19 protein-coding genes and 1 tRNA gene are annotated in these 19708 nt (G+C 44.6%); 13 read left to right on the forward strand and 7 right to left on the reverse strand.

The genetic code is table 11. The features are described 5' to 3' along the window. The first annotated feature begins 34 nt into the window (after positions 1-34). Positions 35-2122, forward strand: a complete 2088-nt coding sequence (gene ppk1 / locus C1N53_RS16055) for a polyphosphate kinase 1 (RefSeq protein WP_137760280.1) — start codon at positions 35-37, stop codon at positions 2120-2122. A gap of 98 nt (positions 2123-2220) precedes the next feature. Here the strand turns inward: ppk1 and C1N53_RS16060 are convergent, their stop codons facing one another. Beyond that, positions 2221-6039 carry a metallophosphoesterase gene (locus C1N53_RS16060; RefSeq protein WP_137760281.1) on the reverse strand — a complete coding sequence of 1273 codons (3819 nt, stop codon included), beginning with the start codon at positions 6037-6039 and terminating at the stop codon, positions 2221-2223. 387 nt (positions 6040-6426) lie between these two features. Here C1N53_RS16060 and C1N53_RS16065 point away from each other — a divergent pair, with 387 nt between their 5' ends. The 5 genes from C1N53_RS16065 to C1N53_RS16085 all read left to right on the forward strand — a co-directional run bounded on the left by C1N53_RS16065 (position 6427) and on the right by C1N53_RS16085 (position 9703). Then, positions 6427-7617, forward strand: a complete 1191-nt coding sequence (locus C1N53_RS16065; RefSeq protein ID WP_137760282.1) for a Pycsar system effector family protein — start codon at positions 6427-6429, stop codon at positions 7615-7617. Between the two features lie 73 nt (positions 7618-7690). Then, positions 7691-7762, forward strand: a tRNA-Arg gene (locus C1N53_RS16070). 83 nt (positions 7763-7845) lie between these two features. After that, positions 7846-8439 carry a hypothetical protein gene (locus C1N53_RS16075; protein WP_137760283.1) on the forward strand — a complete coding sequence of 198 codons (594 nt, stop codon included), beginning with the start codon at positions 7846-7848 and terminating at the stop codon, positions 8437-8439. 482 nt (positions 8440-8921) lie between these two features. Continuing rightward, the gene (locus tag C1N53_RS16080; protein ID WP_137760284.1) at positions 8922-9158 is read left to right on the forward strand and encodes a hypothetical protein; all 237 of its coding nucleotides are present in this window, start codon (positions 8922-8924) and stop codon (positions 9156-9158) included. Between the two features lie 128 nt (positions 9159-9286). After that, on the forward strand, positions 9287-9703 hold the full coding sequence (locus C1N53_RS16085; RefSeq protein ID WP_137760285.1) for a hypothetical protein: 417 nt from the start codon (positions 9287-9289) through the stop codon (positions 9701-9703). Positions 9704-9855: 152 nt separating this feature from the next. Here C1N53_RS16085 and C1N53_RS16090 read toward each other — a convergent pair whose 3' ends face one another. Continuing rightward, positions 9856-10278, reverse strand: coding sequence for a hypothetical protein (locus tag C1N53_RS16090; RefSeq protein WP_137760286.1), 423 nt, complete (start codon positions 10276-10278; stop codon positions 9856-9858). A gap of 80 nt (positions 10279-10358) precedes the next feature. Between C1N53_RS16090 and C1N53_RS16095 the strand changes: the two genes are divergently transcribed. Further along, positions 10359-10568, forward strand: coding sequence for a hypothetical protein (locus C1N53_RS16095; RefSeq protein WP_137760287.1), 210 nt, complete (start codon positions 10359-10361; stop codon positions 10566-10568). A gap of 52 nt (positions 10569-10620) precedes the next feature. On the opposite strand, the gene C1N53_RS16100 is transcribed toward C1N53_RS16095, so the two are convergent. The 3 genes from C1N53_RS16100 to C1N53_RS16110 all read right to left on the reverse strand — a co-directional run bounded on the left by C1N53_RS16100 (position 10621) and on the right by C1N53_RS16110 (position 11719). Then, positions 10621-11139: a hypothetical protein gene (locus tag C1N53_RS16100; RefSeq protein WP_137760288.1), complete on the reverse strand. Its 519-nt coding sequence runs from the start codon at positions 11137-11139 to the stop codon at positions 10621-10623. An 11-nt stretch (positions 11140-11150) separates the two neighbouring features. Beyond that, positions 11151-11330, reverse strand: a complete 180-nt coding sequence (locus C1N53_RS16105; RefSeq protein ID WP_137760289.1) for a hypothetical protein — start codon at positions 11328-11330, stop codon at positions 11151-11153. A 134-nt stretch (positions 11331-11464) separates the two neighbouring features. Continuing rightward, positions 11465-11719 carry a hypothetical protein gene (locus tag C1N53_RS16110; RefSeq protein ID WP_137760290.1) on the reverse strand — a complete coding sequence of 85 codons (255 nt, stop codon included), beginning with the start codon at positions 11717-11719 and terminating at the stop codon, positions 11465-11467. A gap of 133 nt (positions 11720-11852) precedes the next feature. Between C1N53_RS16110 and C1N53_RS16115 the strand changes: the two genes are divergently transcribed. Genes C1N53_RS16115 through C1N53_RS16135 form a run of 5 tightly spaced genes read left to right on the forward strand, consistent with a single transcriptional unit; the run spans position 11853 to position 15177 of the window. Further along, positions 11853-12203: a helix-turn-helix domain-containing protein gene (locus C1N53_RS16115; protein WP_137760291.1), complete on the forward strand. Its 351-nt coding sequence runs from the start codon at positions 11853-11855 to the stop codon at positions 12201-12203. Next, positions 12200-12745, forward strand: coding sequence for a hypothetical protein (locus C1N53_RS16120; protein ID WP_137760292.1), 546 nt, complete (start codon positions 12200-12202; stop codon positions 12743-12745). Before C1N53_RS16115 ends, C1N53_RS16120 begins: the two co-directional genes overlap by 4 nt. 24 nt (positions 12746-12769) lie before the next feature. Continuing rightward, positions 12770-14245 carry a hypothetical protein gene (locus C1N53_RS16125; protein ID WP_137760293.1) on the forward strand — a complete coding sequence of 492 codons (1476 nt, stop codon included), beginning with the start codon at positions 12770-12772 and terminating at the stop codon, positions 14243-14245. Then, complete coding sequence (locus tag C1N53_RS16130; RefSeq protein ID WP_137760294.1) at positions 14229-14597, forward strand: SH3 beta-barrel fold-containing protein; 369 nt, start codon at positions 14229-14231, stop codon at positions 14595-14597. The genes C1N53_RS16125 and C1N53_RS16130 overlap by 17 nt, the downstream gene beginning before the upstream one ends. A 52-nt stretch (positions 14598-14649) precedes the next feature. Beyond that, positions 14650-15177 carry a hypothetical protein gene (locus C1N53_RS16135; protein WP_137760295.1) on the forward strand — a complete coding sequence of 176 codons (528 nt, stop codon included), beginning with the start codon at positions 14650-14652 and terminating at the stop codon, positions 15175-15177. A 307-nt stretch (positions 15178-15484) separates the two neighbouring features. On the opposite strand, the gene C1N53_RS16140 is transcribed toward C1N53_RS16135, so the two are convergent. After that, positions 15485-15928, reverse strand: a complete 444-nt coding sequence (locus C1N53_RS16140) for a hypothetical protein (RefSeq protein ID WP_137760296.1) — start codon at positions 15926-15928, stop codon at positions 15485-15487. Positions 15929-15967: 39 nt separating this feature from the next. Next, the gene (locus tag C1N53_RS16145; protein WP_137760297.1) at positions 15968-18985 is read right to left on the reverse strand and encodes a hypothetical protein; all 3018 of its coding nucleotides are present in this window, start codon (positions 18983-18985) and stop codon (positions 15968-15970) included. A 351-nt stretch (positions 18986-19336) separates the two neighbouring features. Here C1N53_RS16145 and C1N53_RS16150 point away from each other — a divergent pair, with 351 nt between their 5' ends. Then, positions 19337-19621: a helix-turn-helix domain-containing protein gene (locus C1N53_RS16150; RefSeq protein WP_137760298.1), complete on the forward strand. Its 285-nt coding sequence runs from the start codon at positions 19337-19339 to the stop codon at positions 19619-19621. Positions 19622-19708 lie beyond the last annotated feature (87 nt).

A 19708-nucleotide genomic window follows, 5' to 3' on the forward strand; every position in this document is an offset into this window, starting at 1 on the left:
CCCATCAACCCTTATCACAACAGGTATTAACACCATGGAAAAAAACACCGCCGATAAACAGAAGTCATACCCTCTTCTGAACCGGGAACTGAGTTGGCTCGCTTTTAATTACAGAGTTTTACAGGAAGCCAAAGACCGGCAGGTACCACTGCTGGAGCGCATTAAGTTCATGGCTATATTCTCGTCTAACCTGGATGAGTACTTTAAAGTAAGAGTGGCTACCCTGAAGCGCCTGATCAAGTTAAAGAAAAAGACACGCCAGCAGCTCTCCCACGACCCTACCGATACGTTTGACCAAGTAATGCAGGAGGTAAGGCGCCAGCAGGAAGAGTTAGGCGAAGTATTCAGAGACGGTATTTTGCCCGACCTGCGGCAGAACAGCATTCATCTGCTAACAGAGCACGACCTAAGCCCGGAGCAGGAAGAATTTGTACAGCAATATTTTAAAGAGCATATCCAGCACCTGCTATCGCCTATGCTACTGGATGATACAGAGACCAATTTTTTTCTGAAGGACCAGACTATTTACCTGGCCATCTGTATGTCGGAGCCAGCGCAGACTGCTGTGCAGGAGAGGCGGTTTATACTGATGGAGGTACCTACCCGGAAACATGGAGGCCGCTTTGTAAAACTGCCTACGGTAGGCGAACAGCGCTACGTCATGTTTATAGATGATGTTATCCGCTATTGCCTGCCCGCGCTGTACCCGGAGTATACTGTATTTCAGTCGCATGCCATAAAAGTTTCGCGCGATGCCGAACTGGATATAGAAGATGAACTGTCGGGCGACCTGATGTCTAAAATAAGGAACAGCCTAAAAAAACGTGAGACAGGTTATCCCGCCCGCTTACTTTACGATCCGGAGACACCGCAGGACTTGTTAAAGGCTATTGTTGCCCATACAGGTATAACAGAAGACGAACTGGTAGCAGGCAGCAAATACCACAACTTCCGCGATTTTTTTCAGTTTCCTGATTTTAACCTGCCAGACTTGAAGTATAGCTCGCAGCCTACATTGCTGCACCCGCAACTGGAGCAGGAACCAAGCATTTTAGAGGCCATGCAAAAGAAAGACTACATGGTGCACTACCCTTACCAGTCTTTCGATTACGTGTTACGTCTTTTCAACGAGGCCGCCCACGACCCGAAAGTAACGGCCATCAGTGCTACGCTTTACAGAGTAGCCGATAATTCAGCTATTGCCAAGTCGTTGGTGAAAGCTGCAAAAAACGGCAAACTGGTAACAGTAGTGGTAGAACTTAAAGCCCGCTTCGACGAAGCATCAAATATATTCTGGGCCGGAAAACTACAGAAAGCCGGAGCCAATGTTATTCTGGGGGTGCCAGACCTGAAAGTTCATTCGAAGCTCGGCCTGATTGTGCGAAACGAAGACGGAAAGCTTGCCCGCTATGCATACCTGAGCACAGGCAACTACAACGAAGACACCTCTAAAATATACTGCGACCATGCCCTTTTTACCTCCGACAGGCGGCTTACCAAGGATGTTGAGAAGGTATTTAATTACTTTATAGATCAGCAGCCAGACAAAAATTTTGAGCACCTGCTGGTGGCTCCGCTAACGATGCGCGAAAAATTTGCAGAGCTGGTAGACCGAGAGATAAATAACGCCAGACAAGGTTTGCCTGCATCCATGATCTTAAAGATGAATGCCCTGCAAGACGAAAGCATGATCAGGAAGCTATATAAGGCCAGCCAGGCAGGTGTGAAAATACAGCTGATTGTGCGAGGCATTTGTTGCCTTATACCAGGTATAGAAGGTTTAAGCGAGCTTATTTCGGTACGGAGCATCGTAGACCGTTACCTGGAGCATGCGCGGGTATACATTTTCCATAACAATGGCAAAGAAGAATATTACATAGCATCAGCCGACTGGATGACACGCAACCTGAACAGGCGTGTGGAAGTAGCTTTCCCTATTTACCAGGAAGACATCAGAAAAGAAATGCGCGCTCTGATAGATTTCCAGTTGGCAGACGATATGAAAGCCCGTAATGTAGACAATACCTATGCCCAACCTGTAGCCCCAACACACTTACGGGCACAATACGCTACCTATCATTATCTGGAAAACCAAGGAAAGCCGGAGAAGATAGAAAGGTAAAAATTCAGAAAGCTAAAAGGTTAGAATGTATAGCAGGGCATGGCTATACATTCTAACCTTTTAGCTTTCTACTTCTTTAACTCTTCCCGCTCTACTTCCTAGAAAAGAAAGCCGATGCTTGCCAGCAACTGGCTGGTGCCTTCGCCTACGGCATAAGAAAGCGTTCCGACATTGTTATCCAGCAGATCGACCCATATACCACCGCCTACACCAGTATGTAAGCTCCGCAGGAACGGCTGCTTTTTATCTCCTTCGTAGTATACCCTACCTGCATCGAACAGCGCCAGAACACCAAACCTGGCGGGAGTCAGGTACAGATTGGCATCAAACAGCTGAAGCCTTGCTTCTGCATTCCCATAGATAACACTTCTGCCCGAAAAGCGGGTACGGCGATATCCCCTGAGGTTATCCTGCCCGCTCAGGGCATTAGCCTGGTAAAATCTAAAATCACCGAAGTTGTGAGAAGCGCCTACACGCCCTGCCCAGGTTAACCTGAAAGGAAAATTAGGGGTGAGGTAGAAACTGAACGCCGAACTGATATTGGTATAGGAAAGCTGCTCTGCATCTACCTGCTTATTATAGCTGATTCGGTTGTGCCAGCGCATGCCTATTCTTGGGTTGGCCTCGTTTTGATCGCCGAGAACATCTAAATTGGCAAAGGCAGCCAGCCCGACATAGTGCTGCGAATTAAAACCGCCTTCTTCCAGGTTATAGGTGCCCGGCTGCAGCCTTCCTGCCCTGGCCTCCTGCACCAGGAAAGTTTCATTGCCCATATTTCTCACCCTGAAGCGATCATACGTGGGGCCTATACCTATTTTAAAGAACTTTGCCAGCTCATGGTATAAATAAGCATCTAATCCTAAACGGTTATACCTGACCCTGTAGAACGTGTCGCCACCGGCGCTACTTCTGTCGTCGCCCTGCGTATCGTTGCCAAAGCCATAGAAATTGCGCTGGTATTGCGGCCCCTGCACCAGCGCCGTTACATTCAGGTGCCAGTTCCGGAAAACCTCCCTGAAATCGCCTTTATAGGCAAAGTTGAAAGACCGGGTATAGAAAGCATAGTTAGCCTCCAGCTTTTGCTCCGATGCATAAGGGCTTTTGCGGAATTGCTGCGTGCGAATGCGGTAACCAGCACCTAAAAAGGGGCCATCGTCTTTGTTAAACTCCAGTGATACCGTTGGTCCCTTTTTAGGTAATTTATAGTTGTCCCTGTCATAGAAATGCACATCCAGGTATGTAGAAGTTTTGTCTTTTGACTCGGGCCCGAAACTGATCTGGTTACCTTCTTTGGAATCGTAGATAACCGTATGCCTTTTCAGGCCGCTTACCCTTGAGATGTCGGTAATGCGATCCTGCTCATAGCCACCTATGAGGCGCACAATAATTCCTCTGTTCACATCTCCTGTTATATCATACTGATCCAAGCCTCCTAAGCCATATAAGCGGATCTCCTTTGTTTCGTTGGTGTAAAAAGTGCGCCGGTAAAGTGTATCACGCACCTCTCCCTCTTTGGATGTTTTGTATATAGTAAGCCTGGTTTCGCTGTCGTTTAGCCGCTCTACTACAAAATGCTCATGCTTTTTGCTGCCTGCCACATCTACCATAACAGCCATGTGTTCGTAAAACTGTGCCGCAACCTGTGGCAGCTGGTCCCGCCTCGCCCTTAATTTTGCCTTTATCTCTTCTCCTGATAAGGCTACAATATTCTTCGGCCACTGGTTAATAGCCTCCTCTATAACCGCATCTGTTATACTTGCCTTAATTTCCTGGGCATGGCGCACCCAATCCTGCCGGGTAAGGGTAGATGTGAGCGTACGGTCGAGGGTAAGGGCATTCAGGTTCAGGCCTATCACATCATCTATCTCGTAGCCAAAGTTCTGCACATATTGGATACTCCACCTGCGCATGGCCAGCCAGGGCAGCACTCCATCTGCCTTAAAAAAAGCCTGATCGCGGTCTTCGGGAACAGGAATGTAGAGCTTGCCAGGCCCTTCTTTCTTCTGCTCTGCCCAGCGCCACTGTCCCTCGTGCCTGTCCCAGTCGCCTATCAGCATATCGAAGAGGCGGGCACGCGCGTAAGCCTGCTCATCTACCTGGTTATCGTTATCCTCCTGTAGCTCCTGCAACACCTTATCGGTACCTACCAGGTTTTCAGCATTCCCGAGGCTGGCCACATCCTCGTGGTTTTCGTCTGCATCCTCTTCCAGGTAAGTAAGCGTATTGCTAAACTCCTCCTGGTACTGCCGCAGGTAAGGCGTATTCGGCACATATACTAATTTCGGGTTCGTGTGAAAGATATGAGCGGCATCGGCCAGTTTAGGAATAGCAAGGGCTGCATACGGATGCTGTGCCGATATCTGGTCCTGCAGCAAAGCTCTGGCAGGTGTTTCATGCAGGTATTCGGGCAATTTTAAAGTAGGGTCTTTGTTAACGGTACGCAAGGTATATTCTCTGGCCTCCGGGTTTCTTACTTTCAAGGTAACTGTCTCGGTGCCTCCACCTCTTTGGTAAGGCGTCAGCCCGCCCAGTTCCCGCTTCATATCCAGCACCGGCACCGTTACAGGCGTAGTCCATTCCTGGCGGTAATGGCTGCCTAAAAGCTTTTCTTTCAAGCCTGTAATCAGGTAATTCCTGTTGGGCACTACCGTTATTGTACTATCGGTATAGTCCTTATTATCCTGCACCAGTGGCTCTTCCTTCGCTCTTTTCTTGGTATAAAGCTGCGTTCTGAAGGCAATTTTACCGGTAGAGCCATCACCTTCCGGCACCCAGAACTCCGTCCAGGCTTCGCCATTTTCGTAGTACAGTACCTTGGCAAAGCCTTTTTCCTTATGCACATAGCTTACTCCGCCGCCTGGCTTTATGTATTGCACTTTGCAGCCAGAGCCACTTACAATATGCGGCAGATCGTTGTACTTAAAATACTCCAGCGCGTGCTCATGGCCTGCTGCGTAGGTTATGTTATCGTACTTCTCAAAAATGGCAAGCAGCCCATCTTTATACGCCTGGTAGCGTGGGTGCGGAATATCCTGCAGTATACCACCGTATTTTCGGGCGAAAGGATAAATGGAGCCTATTACAGGCAGAGGCAGGTACATCCAGTCGCGCAGCATCGTAAGCGGGAAAATATGATCCTTCAACGAAAAAAAGCCTCCGTGCGCCCCCCTGCTCATTAGCGGGTGATGGGCCACCACCATAATATCACTGCCGCTGTTTTTCTTAATGATGTCTTCTAACTGCACCAGGAACTCTATTTCTGTAGCAGCGCCACAGGCTGTGTTTGTACCATAGGGCCTGTCGAACGGGTGCAGCCACCATTCAGAGTCGATGGCAATTAATACCAGGTCGTCGCTTATTTTTACTTCATACGGGCCAGGACAACCATTTCCAGGAACAAAAAAATCGCCTCCGGCTTCTATATTCTCTTCTGATAAATACTCGTTTACATAGCGTTGTTCCCGCAGAATGGCCTCCAGCCCACCGCGCCCGCTGTGGTTCCAGTCGTGGTTGCCAGGTATCATGTATTTCTCTCCCGGATATCCTTTTAAAACATCCAGTTGCGCATTAATACGCTTTTCCGATATCTCACGATCCAGCTTACCAGGCTCCGGCAGTCCGTTATGATAGATGTTATCGCCCAGAAAAATTGTGGTGCTTTGTGCTCCTGCCTCCTGCATTTGCTGCTGCATCAGTTTCAGAGAGGGCTCCTGCGGATCGAGAGAAGGTGCTCCCACATCACCAATCAGGAAAACGGTATAGAGCAGTTTGTTCTGCGGATTTTGTTTTACCTGCTCCCAATCGCGCACCTGGGGGCTGTAATAGAGTGTTGTAGGCGCACATGCAAAGGCAGCCAGCAAAAGAAAGGGAAGGTATAAGGAGCGTACAAATTGTCGCAGTATGTGTCTAGTTCTCATATATAATAGAGCAGATAATAGCTGCTTAATGCTTACGAAACCCATAACGTCTGCCACAGTACCTTACAACTTGGTTCTATCAGGCTTTTCAATAAGAAATCTGCTTGTTTAGCCGGGGCAGGAATACTCGGTTCAATATGCCTTATTTGCAGCGGTCCTTTTGCCTCTATACATGGTGCTGTACCTAAAGGCAGCAGGACTGACATTCCTAAACGTGTCGTGCAAATATTTAGTTGTTGATATACTCCCTAAAATTGCTTCTGTGCAGTTCAAATATTAACAAAATGTTGTATTTGCCGTAACCGCAGATACATAAGCTCCTCCTCTTACCAGCAGCAGGTGCAAAGGTTTTTAACCTGTGGCCCTCTCAGGCTGAATAGTTACATTATGGAAAATCAGGACATCGTAAAACAAGCCAGCGAATACATTTTCAGGCTCTTTAAAGAGAGACTATCTAAAAAGCTTGTTTACCACAACTACAGACATACTTTTGAAACGGTTAAAGAAGCCAGAGACCTGGCCCAACGGTACCAGCTATCTGCTGATGACCTGCAGGACCTTGTGCTGGCTGCATGGTTTCATGACACCGGTTATATTAATACCTATAGCGGCCACGAGGATGAAAGCGTGCGCTTTGCTACAGAATGGCTCGAGGCACAGCAGTACCCGCAGGAGCGCATTGAGCTGATCAACAACCTGATTTTAGCAACCAGGCATGGCACAGAGCCACAGGGGCTGCTGCAAGAAATACTCGTAGATGCCGATATATCAAATATCGGGAAGAAGTCTTTTTTCTCTATTGCGGAACTACTACGGGTAGAACTGGAGATTTTCCAGAACAGGTTTTTTACAGACCGGGAATGGGCCCAGTTTCAGATAGACTTCTTACTTTCCACTACATTTCGCACGCATCATGCGCAACAGAAATTTGCAGAGCAGCTTGGCCTGAATATTCAGGAGCAGCGCAGCCGCCTGCACCAGGAAACCAAGAAGCATAAAAAAGAAGCCAAAAAGAAACGGGAAACGCTGGCTCAGCCGAAAAGGGGTATCGAAACCATGTTTCGCAACACCTACCGCACCCACCTTAACCTAAGCGCCATTGCCGACAATAAAGCCAACATGATGATCAGCCTGAATGCTATTATCATATCGGTGGTTATCACTTATTTAAGTGCCAAAACTTCGGTAACAGGAGCAGAATTTGCGCAGCACCGCTCTTTGCTGGTTCCGGTAGGCATGCTACTCCTTACTACGCTTGCTTCTATTGTTTTTGCCATTGTATCGGCCCAGCCCGATGTTACCAGCTTTACACTTAATAAAAAGAAGATCGATACCCGTAAAGTAAACCTATTATTCTTCGGCAACTTCACTAACCTGAGCCTGGAAGATTTTCAGAACGGAATGCACGAGATCATGCGCGACAAAAAATCGCTTTACACCAACATGATTACCGATATTTATTATTTAGGAGATGTGCTTAACCGCAAGTATAAAATACTGCGTATTTCCTATACTATATTTATGGTAGGGCTGGTTTTAACAGTTGCAGCCTTTGCCGTTGCTGTAGCTTATTATTAAACAATGGCTTTGTTCATCTTCTTTTTTGAATAACGCCATATTTGCATTAAATTTGCGGCAGATTATTCTTTTTGGCTGCGTAGTTCAACGGATAGAATAGAAGTTTCCTAAACTTTAGATCTGGGTTCGATTCCCGGCGCGGCCACATAAAAAAGCCCCTAGAGCTATTCTAAGGGCTTTTTTTTAACCTATCGGAAATATTTCGGACGGTGATAACAAACTTCTATTATGACGAATGAAGAACAGCATATAGAATTTGTCAAGGACCTAAAAAGCCAATGGGCAAAAAGTGTAGAGGCTTTTGACAAAAACCTCACACTTATATCTTCAGGTGCCTTAGCCCTCTCCCTAACCTTTGTTGAAAAACTAGGAGGAGCAGATTCACCATACATTTGGCTCATGATCTGCTCTTGGATTACTTTCACACTAACACTGATGGGTAGCCTTACCTCCCACTGGTTTTCTAGCAAATATCACGAATCAACATATCTTGAATATCAAAAGCTTGATAGTATTGATTTTCAAGAAGCAGAAGAACTGGGTAAGCAATACCTAAAATTGCTTGATAAAATGTATCATTATAATAGGCTAATAAAGCGTCTCAATTTTGCGTCCTTCATTTCACTTTGGATAGGAGTATTTGCCTTAGTAATATTTGTAACCTTAAGCACATTAAATTATAAAGAAGATGGCAAAGCAAACACCACAACCACCAAGCCCACCACCGAGCAACCCCAACCCAGGCACAAGAGGAATGCCTCTACCGCCGCCACCCAAGACACCACCATCAAGTCCAAAGAAATAAATAATAGCCGCCAGTAAGGGCGGCTATTATTTTTAAGTCACAATATGAAATTATAATAGTCTCTTGTACTATAGTTAATACTAATCAAACAAAAAATCGAATCCTTTCTATCTTTTGACTTTCCCTGTAATTTCGGCTGGGGGTGGTTTTTAGACGTACCTCCTCGTTTAGTACATGCTGGGGAATTAAATATCAACTGCACCTCTATTGATCAAAAGATCATAAATTGACTTGAGGCTATACTCTGAAAACCTACCAACATAGCGCTTCTCAATTTTTCAGTAGCGAGGTAACCTAATGACCATAAGAGGGAAAGGCTTGTACAGATACCACCAGCTACTTATTTTAGATGGAATGAGTATTTTAGGAGAATGTTATTTGATCTTTTTTAACCCTAGGTTACCGAGACAATAACTTACTTAGCTTCAAGAATGGAAACAATAAATAAAAACCTATATTTATTGCAGTATCGTAGTTAGCGAACCACTTGGTTACTTATATGATAGAAGAACAAAGATTGATGGCTTTTATTGCTCATAACTTTTATGAACAGGACTGCGAAGAAAGAAACGAGTATACCAGCCGCTGGCAGGCATTGACACCGGAGCTGCAGGCGCAGTACCTGGAAAGAGCAGCGGAGGCATTCCGGGAGTGGGACGCCCACGAAAACCACACCACCTCCCATCGGCTCCAAAGGAAAATCGACGAGCGCAAGCGAAGCGAGCGGAGGCTGTAGATTCCCTATACCAGGATTCACATTTGGATAATGTGTTTTTATAGAAAGAGGGCAGGCAAATCATATTAATTTATTAAGTTTGATTAATATTTGCGCCATACCAATGAAAACACTTAATACCTTCCCAAATGATCCTCTTTGAGAACAGCATGTTTAAGCTCGACTACGATCCAGCTTCTGACATTCTTGAAATTGATTACCCGGACCTTCAGGATTACCTTCTTCGGGAAGTAAAGCACACAATGGATATTGTGCTGGACATCGTTCGGAACTACAACATCAGGCATGTTTTGTTTAATTCAACTGCAGCCGCTACCAGCAATATAACGGTTGAAGAAAGCAGGGAGCTTATCATGTATTTTGCTACAGGGCTGGTGAAAACCAGATTGGTTAAACTGGCGCGCATACGATCAGCGGACTTTGCAACGGAGGCCAGGATAGAGGAAAGCATCAAACAGGCCGCCAGTCAATTTATTTATACCCCTTTTGAGCTGCAGGATTTTACAGACAAGGGGCAAGCCTTGGATTGGCTGGTAGGGGATTGACAGTGTCAGGAATATTGAAGAACAAATTGCTTTCAAAGGCTTCAAGTTGTTTATTTGCTAAAATTTGTAAATAAAAAGGTTTAGAGAAGGGTAGCCGCGATGCTGCCCTTTTCTTTTATGAAGACTTTTTACTGTGTACAGAATCAATGTTGTTAAGTTAAAAGTCTTTTACTGTCGTTAATTAGCCGATCATACATTGTTTCTCCTGTACTGGTAACTGCGTATGGCAGGAATACCTGAGCCATCGTAGCTTGCTCTGCTTCTATGAAAGCTAACTGTGCCTCTACCCATTGCTTCACCGTGCGCCAGGCCACCATTTTTGCATGCTCAGGTGTAAGAAACTTACGTTCTACCTTATCACGTCCAAGAGCAGCCAGTACTCCCTCCCAATCACATGGCAAGCGAAATGAAAGCTCTGTACCATTCTGCATTATAGCGAGGAATGAAACTGCCACTGGTTCTCTATCTATGTAATCTATCATGATTTTAGAAGCACCGGCTTTTGCCAGCACTTCTTGAATTTCACCAACTGTTTTTGTGGCTGGCACTTTGGTAGTATAGTTTAGGATAGGCATGATAATTCTTTAAGTTTTCGGTTTAACACTAAGTACTATTAGGTACACCATCAGGCTTTTAAGTATAAACAATGCTCAATATGAGCGTTAGAAAGAATGAACAAATAGTTTTGAAGATGAATAAGATCTTAGAGTATGCAGTATTTAATGCGAAGTTTGATGAGCTTGACACCCAAGAATTAACAACTGCACTTTACTACACCTTACACCTTTTAAGTAAAGAGTTAGATCCAAACAAGCTCTCGCGACTTAAAAAAGTTGAAGCAGAACTACGAGAAAAGCTAGAGTAGTCTTTAGTTATAATCAAAGGAAAGTAATCATAACTTTCTAAAATAGGATTCCTTAAAGGCTTATATCGTACATAATATAAGGGACTTCCATTGTATCGAATTTCCGAGCGGCCAGACACCTCTGGTAGCCGTCAATAATGCGCCAGTTCCTATCAAACAGGACTGGAAACTGCTCCATATAGCCTATATAACTAAAAAGAGTTTCGAAGCTTGATATAACATCCGCCCGATCCCCGCACTGACGGCCAGTAGCTAGTCCTTTGCTTACCTTGCCATTGAGCCAGCAGAAGGAGTCCTGGCTTATGATAGCTGCACCTGCTAGTGTTCTCTGCAATAACTTTGGATCGTTGTAGGCGTTGTGGCTTCTATTTGTACCTTGGATGTATTTGATAAATTCCTGTATCTGGTAGTTCTTTAATTCCTCTTCTGGTGTGTTGTAGTTGAAGCGGCTTGTGTTGTTGAAGCTGCCTAGATTTTCCGTGGTGTGGGCTTGCTTGCCTTCCTGCATTAGCAGGTTTAAGATCAGCATATTGTTAGTGCCAGTTGTAGAAAGGTTTGAATTTAAAAGCATGGCTTAAGTTTTTAGAAATTTGTTGCTGGTATTTGATTTGATAATTTGTTCAGTTTTTGCAGGGCTTGTTCCCGTGTCCAGGTGAAGCGCACCAGGGCAATACTGGCGGCTTCCCTTTCCGTTAATTGGCCTGACTGTTTTAAGTTCATCAGAGCCCCCCACAGGAGCGATTGTATGGCTTGTAGGGTCATAGTTGCTTTAGCACCTCGTCGATATCACGGGGAATGAATGTTATGGATAATCTCCAAAGGCAGATTCTTTTTGTATAGCCATTGTGGTAATACAGACCGCCGTTCTTTCCAATACTGAGTATGAGTGACATTACTTAAACCCCCTTCATGTTTTCAAGCTGAGCCATATATTGCTTTGTATCATGCAACCGCATTGCCTTTATGAAATTTTGGGCGTAAGTTTCATGCTTCTCCCTCTCTTCTGCCTTAAACTTGTCACGATAAATCCATTGCCCGTTTTGGTACACTACCACCTCGCGCATCTTCACACCGTTAAGCTTGTAGCTCTTGAAACTGGCTGTATATTGAGCTACTTCAATAGTGTGACAATAATTTGCCGCAATCTTCATAACTAACTTTTTGTTATATTAAAGAATACTTTGCTAACTTTGTTTGCTAATATGCAACAAATATATAAGCTTATACAATACAAATCAACAAAAAGTTTATTTATAACTAACATTCAAATATCTTTTGTTTTATATGACCGAACAAACCACATTTGGCAGCAGGCTCAAAGCCTTTCGAAAAGAAAAAAAACTAAGCGGTGAGGAGCTTGGAAATATTATTGGTGTGGGCCGTGGACAAGTGTCAAGCATTGAAAATGGCAAGGCATTGCCAACAATAGAGGGATGCGTTAGGCTTTGTTCTGTCTTTCCTCATCTTGATGCAAACTGGCTATTAACAGGTAGGGGAGCAATGTTTGTAAGTCAGAATAATAATGGCGAAGATTGCTGGCCTTTATTACAAGCTGAGAAAGATCAGCTACAGGCAGAACGGAAAAAAACCGAGGCATTAGAGGCTCTTCTTATAAAACATGGAATTATAAAATGAACCATCCATTAAACTTCTGGGGTATTACTCATTTTAAGCATGAAGCAGTAAAACGTTTTTTAGATAGCGGGGATGCAGTGGATGGTACCAAAGGTGGACTCTTAATTGGCCGGTCTCATGAGGAAGGAGGTATACCTATATTGATGCGATATAATGATGCCTATAAAGTTGTAGCAGAGATTGAAGGACAGGAGTATATCTTTAATGCCGCCGCATCAGCTCATTTCAGAGAAAGGCTGAAGATTCTTAATAATCCCAGCTATGACGGCCAGTGGACCACCATAGGCGAAACCATACCCGATCATGTAACTAAAATTGATTGCACTATTAACCCGAATACCTACAGCCAATTCGAAACTAAATACTTGGTACTCGATGGTAGGCACACGTACTTCGTAATAAACAAATACTCTACATGGAGGCACATGGAGCTCCTGGACCAACTCAATAAGAGCATATTAGGTGCTTGCCCTAATATGCTCTTATTGAAATTAATGAAGTACCCTTCTCCTTTGATAGCTTGCACAGTCAGTTATATTTGATAAAATATACGAATGTAGCAATCTATGCACGCTGAATACATATCTGTTTCTCTTAGCGTTCCCCCGCCGCCAGAGGTAAAAGTCAACACCAGCAAAGGCTGGGTTGAGTATGGGAGGAAGCACAGCTACTGGGGAGACCTTATCAAGCTTAAAAAAAACAGCCCTACGCAACGCTCCATCACGGCCACTAAAACAGCCTTGTTGCGAGGCGAAGGCTTTTCCTACGATGAGGATAATGCCGCTCTGCATGAATTCATGCGCAATATGGCTGGAGAGGGCAAACACGCTAACCGTCAGCTATCCAGCATTGCGGCAGACCAGGCCTTCCTGAACGCTTGGGCTGTGCAGGTAATCTGGAATAAGGCTGGTGACAGCATTGCTGAAATCCATCACCAGGCTATACGCACCGTAGCTCCCGAGCCAATGAATGACAACGGCGTGATTGAAAGCTATTGGTTATGCCGTGATTGGAGCAAAAGCAGCGACGCCAAGTTTAAGCCAGTCCGTATCCGGGGCTTTAATCCTGAAACTGCCCGACAAGACAAAGTACAGCTCTACGTGAGTATGACTCCTTCGGACAGCAACGATTACTTTTCTGAACCGGAATGCGATGCAGCTCTTTCTTACATGCAGCTTGAAGGCGATCTGGCAGAATTCCACCTCTCCAACGTGCAGAACAATTTCGCACTGGGCAATATACTCACTGTGCCCGAAGATCCACAGGACGACGCGACCGGCACCGCCCAAGAGAAAAGAAACGCCTTCAAAAAGGAGGTGGAAAAGAACTTCGTAGGTCCGAAAGGGAAGAAGCTTATGGTGTTGTTCGGTATCACAGGTGACAATGGCGCTGAAGTGCTTAGCTATAACGCCCAAAACAACGACACGCTTTACAACACCTATTCTGAATTGTGTGTCGAGAAAATTCTTGCTGCTAACAGGGTTCCATCGCCTGTTATTGTGGGCTTACCAGGAGGGGCTTCTCTTGGCGGTGACGCTGGCACCATCCGCACCGCCTATGAACTATACTACAACACGGTAGTGCGCCCGGAACAGGTGGACATTATTGAGGGGTTTGAGGAGCTGCTTAGCCATGTTAAAGGTGTGGAGCTTAAAGGCGATGCCGACACGCCAGCATTGGACATTGTAACGAACCTGCCCGTAAAGTTTACCTTTTCGGAAAGCCTGCTCCAGGATATCACAGATGAAGACGAACTCCGTGCCATGATTGACATGAAACCGCGTCAGGTGGAGGAGGACGATGAGGGCAACCCGCTCAACCCTGTATCTGCCAATGATCCCAACGCCCAGGCGCAGGCAGCCCTTCGCGGTTCGGTAGGGGGTATAACCGCGATTATGGATTTAATGGAAAGAGTCAGCAAACAGGTGATCGACTACGAAGCCGCTGTTGGCATACTGAAAACCTTTTACGGGCTGACAGATGAACAGGCGCGCGAAACACTTGGAACACCAAAAAAACTACCAGTTGGAACAGATATATAAAAGACTACAGCTCCATACTCGTAAAGGATGGACAGCTAAAGACTATTTAGTGCGTCTGCTTGGAAAGACAGCAGTCCGATTTACTTATCGTACTGTAACTGATGGGTCAGGGAAGGGTGGAAGCCCAAAAGGAAGAATAAGACTCGCGGATGGTACCAGGAATCTTGAATTAGTTCCTAAATCAAAGCATCCTAAAAGCTTTAGAGCTTACAATAGCAGGGTGAAGACATATTATGACTACACTAAAAAGCAGTGGCGCTCCTTCAGGACTATAGAGGTGATAGGTATAATAGCCTATTTAGACCCAAAAACAGGCCAAGTATTAGAATTTGCTCAGGTACTAGAGGACTAGCTTTTTGTCAGCCCCTATTTTACTATATTTGAGCAATCAAGTATATACAGATATGGGAAAAACTATTGTTGGGATTGGATTTCTACTTGTTTTTATTGCGAGCGAAGCATTCGCCCAAAAAACCAAGTCCTATGAATATATAGGCCTCTATAATTTCCCCCTGCATACAGAGACAGGAATGGTTACTTATGAAGGCGTGATAGAAACTAAAGAAAAAAGCGCTGAAAATTTATATAACACTGCACTTTTTTGGCTTACGCAGAACAACAAGGGCAGGATATGGGAGCAGCAACCTGGTAAATTCATCAGTGGCAGAAATGAAGTTAAAACAATCTCTACAACGATAATCAAGTATGATTTCCTAATGGAATTCAAAGATGGACGATATCGATACATGCTAAATAATTTCGTTGTATCCTGGTCATCGGGCTCTTCCCCCTTAGAAAGCTTTTTTCCTGCTAAAATTAAAAATGGAAAAACCGCCAAGATTCATGATAAGAATATGCAGGAAATGAATATTATTCTTAAAGCGGAAGCCAACAAGCTAGCGGGTATAGGAGCACAAGATGCAGACTGGTAAAAGCATGATTTCACAATTCCCTTTATTCCTAACCTCTATATTATGTCCGAACTGTGTCCGATTATTCAATTTTTCTTTATTAGAAGGCACTTAACAAATCTTTCCTTTCTCTTTGATGGACTCGAACCCTTTAAAATCGCTTGCTTCATTAGTTTTATGTATCTTTGCTAACTAACACATTAGTTGCCTCTGATGTGAAAAAAAGGGCTACCAATCTGCAGAAGAAAGGAAGCCCTTTTTGTTTAAAAGAAACCTGATCGAATACATTTGAAATATTTTTGCCGCCCTCTCGTCCTTATTTTATTTATTATTGCTCTACTTGATCATCTCTACTTGGGAACCCCAAAACACCAAAGTTGTATCCGTTAATGTTTAACAAAGTTCCACGCCACCAAACTCCCTCTTTACCAGGTATTGGTTGACCAAATGTATTATAGTATTTTGCATCCTGTAAATGTATGAAAGCGGGTAGGTCTTGCATAGCCAAAATTTCTCCTGATTCATTTGGAAGATACCCTTCGGCAAGATTTGCAATGCTTTGTTGCACTTCTTCTTTCGATGAATATAATTTTGCTATAGCCTCAAAGTACTTATGCCCACTTACGACATAGCCTGACACCAAGAGGCCACCAGTTAAAAAAGTCATTCCAATTCTATGGTCTGTTCCGGTAACAGTTCTTACTAGAGATTGTAGGAACCAGTCTTTCTCATCTAATCTTACTGATTTTGTTATTTCTTTATCTTCTTCCATAAGTTTTATATTTTTTCTTAAATATACTCTAAATATCTATTATCCAAATAGTTTCCCTGCTTGTTCGTCCTGTTTCCTTTGAGTGTTTATATCGTCTATTTGCTTTGCTTCACTCCACCCAATATGAAGCGTTAGATCTTTATCTGCCGTGATGGCGGAATGCTGCTCTATTCGCTCCAACAACCCACGGATAGCCGCCAGTTCATCAGCCGCCAATGGCGCTGAATCGCCCACCACGGCAACCTGAGCAGAAGCCGCCCCTGCCCCTGATTCAGACTCCCCCCCGTTCGCTCTGCGCTTGATCTGGTGTTCCGGAATGGCCACAAAACGTACGCTTCGCCCGATCGCGTTGATGCGTTGAATGGCTTCTCGATTGTTGGCATAGGCAGACCGACTCACAATAAATTCATCCCCTTCCATTTCATAGCCAGGTACACCTTTTACCGTAAAGGGAACGCCACCTTGTGCGTGACTTGGCCCTTTCACCAAACCGCTAACCTCCTTAGGCGATCCACCATGCTCGAACTTTGCAGCTTTAACTGTAGAGGCCAGCTTTTTTGCAGACGCAACAGCAGCTGCAACCGAGGCAATACCTGCTGCAATGGCCACAAGGTTCCCAGGGAATGGGACACCTGCACCGGACTTAACAGCTGCTACAGCGCCCGCAACTGCATCAAAAGCAGCTGCAGTCTGTGAAATAGCAATTCCTGCTTCTTGCGATGTCCTTCCTTTGGCCTCCAGTTCCTGGCGCTTCTGCTCGATTTCCTCCTTTTGCTTTGCAATCTTAGACTCCTCAGCCGCGGCTTTCTTTTTCTCATCTATAAGCTTTTTCTCCTCGAGCCTTTCCTTCGCGATTTGCTGTATCAGGTGTTCGCGTTTGGCTCCGAGTGAACTATCTAATAGGCTTTCTAAATCCTCCCTACGCCTAACAGCTTCATTCAATTGATCATTTATTTGCTGGTTACGCTCCTGCAGATCCATAAGCCGACTATCCAGCACCTCCGCCTGAGTATCGAGTCTAATAAATGCCTCCTGTAGAAGTGAATCAGCTACATATAAGGCATTCTGAACAATTGATGCTAGCTGCTCCTTTACAATATCCTGCTGCTCTTGAGACAGATGGCCGAATAACCCGTCAAAGAGCCTTTGAAGTATTCCACCTTTCTTCTCTACCAATCGTCCCTCTATTTCTCTAATGGCATTAATGATATCCTCATATTCTTTTGTGAATTGCTTGCCGGCTTTCTCCAGTGCTATTGCTCTAACTTTAAGGTGAGACAACTCTAAATTTGTAAACTCCTCGACAGTTGCTTGCCGCATCGTTAGGATTACCCGTTGCTTCTGGTATTCGGTATCCATCTTATCAAGCTCATCCTGACGCATTTTCTCCCGGTCGGACTGGGCCTTCTCCCGCTCCTGCTTATCTAGGTCTTGGATGGATTTCAGGTTAGCGAGCTTCTGGTTTTCAAGCTTCCACCATTCCTCGCTGTGATATTTACCCTGATCAAGCAACTCCTGTTGTTGTTCACCATAGGCATCAATTTGGATCTGAAGCAACACCTGCTCTCTTGCTCCAGCAGCCTTGGCCATTTCGTAGCGTCTACCCCTGGCTTCAGCACGTGCACTAAACTCGTCGGCCTCTGCCTGCCTTATTAAATTGTAAACATCTTCAGCCGCTTTCTCAGCCTCTTGCTTGAATTTAACTGCTTCGGACTTACGTTTATCGGCGGCTTCCTTAGCTGCTTTTGCCTCCTGTTCCCCTAAGGCTCTATCATGTGATGCCTTTAGAACCCGAATTTCCGAGAGCTTATCCATATATTCTTGTGAGCCCTTCTCTAATAACTTAAGCTCATCAGCTAGCTGCTGTTGCTTTAAAACATACACACTGCGTCCTGCAGCCTCCTCTTCAGCAATATACCGTTTCCTATTGGAGATACGAGCTTCGGTAAGCTGCCTTTCTTTTTCTTCTAACTTTTTGACGGCAGCGGTAACAGCATCATCTATAAATCCAAAGGTGAACACATTTGCCAAGTCCCGAGCCTTCGCCACTACTCCATCAATAAAATCTCCTACGGCGGGAAGATACTTTGCAACACTATTCCTGAACTCACCAACCTTTTTTGTAACCCAGTCCCAGTTGGCTATCAAAGTACCTAAGAGCACAATAAATAGTCCGACACCGGTTGCAGTCAACGCCGCCCTAGTAGTGGTTCCAAAGAGCCGAGCTTTTACTCCAGCAATGGTCCAACTATTTCCCATCCCCAATATTGATTTTATACTGGAAGAAACCGAGCTAAACATATTTTTCATTGCTGCCTGAGTCTCGGAATTAAGGGCTTTATGTATAGCCTCGAAAGATTGCATTACAGTCATTAACTGCAGCATCTTCTTCTCTACAGCCTCAGCACTTCCTCCTGAGGCTAATCCGAAGTTTTCAGCAGCAACCGTAGCGATTCCAAAAGCGCCTGTCATGCCGTTAGCAAAATCTAAGTATGCACCTGCCTGTGCCTTTGGATCCAAAGCGTCTATTGCATCTTCGATTTCTTTTATCGAGCCTTTAACACGACCTAATTCCAGCGTTTTATCTTTGAATTCCTGCGTTCCTTTTACCAGTTGTTGCAACTCTTTCTCCAGTGCCTCAGCCTCTTCCTTCATTGCCCCCAGAGAGCCTTGCTTAAATACTTCAGCGGCTGGTTGGCTGTTAATCTGTACTTTTAAATCAGCAAGTCGTTTAAGTGAATCTTCGTAATCCTGAGAGCCTACCACTAGGCCATCGAGAGAAGCTTCAAGGTCTTTAGCCTCCTTTTTCAATGCGCCCAGTGAGCCGGGTTTTAGGGCATCTAACTGTCTGCTGAAAGTTTCTGTCTGATTGGTTATCCCCTCAATCTCCTTAGCCACCTTTGCCATTTCCGCAACAATAGCCTTGGCTGCAGGGGAATCACGGTTGAGCCCCTCCAGCTCCTGATCCAACTCTCTAAGTTTCTTTTGTGCATCCGCCAGTTTTTGCTGGGCAGCGTCCATCTGTATCTCGATGGTGTAGGTTTTGGTTAGTGCCATTTTGCCTTCTAATCAGTTATAGCCTTTCACTTTTAGCTTAACTTAAAACTAACTTTAATGGCTCTATTTCATCTTTTTAGGGTACTTTAATGAATTACCTATCGATTTTAGTTATTTTTTAATTCTATTCGTGCTCCAGTAATTACTCTGAATCCACTCCACCAGGTCCTAGGAGTATATGTAGTTAGCTGATAGGCTTAATGGATTACTAGTATCTCGGTGAGTGCTCTAGAGGAATGCTTTAGCATTTGCCTCCATTGCCTCAGCAACACACTGTTAGCAAATCATAGTTTTGGCACTACTGATACTAATTTTAAATGTCTATAAACATACTTTAACTAATTCCATAATATGCAAGAGGTCATACTACTTGAAAAAGCTGAATTTTACGAGCTTATTTCCAAAATTGAGATGCTTTCAAAAAGAGTGGAAGAACTGGGGGAACTCTTGGATGAGGAGGTAACTAGCAAAGAGGCTAGCAAAATTACGGGCGTGAGTGTAAAAACTCTAGAAATTGAACGCAACAGACCTGGAACGCTAATAATTTATAGCAAAATAGGGCGATCAGTAAGATATTCTCGTGCTTCTCTAATGGCTTACAAGAAAAGTAAGCGAATGCGTAAGCCAAGGCGATAATTTAGCAATACCTACTTGTAAGCATAATATTGTTTGACTACAGCAAAAATGCGGCTGGCACGTCGCATTTTTGCTGTAACTTATTAG

Source organism: Pontibacter sp. SGAir0037, from assembly GCF_005491705.1.
Classification (GTDB): domain Bacteria; phylum Bacteroidota; class Bacteroidia; order Cytophagales; family Hymenobacteraceae; genus Pontibacter.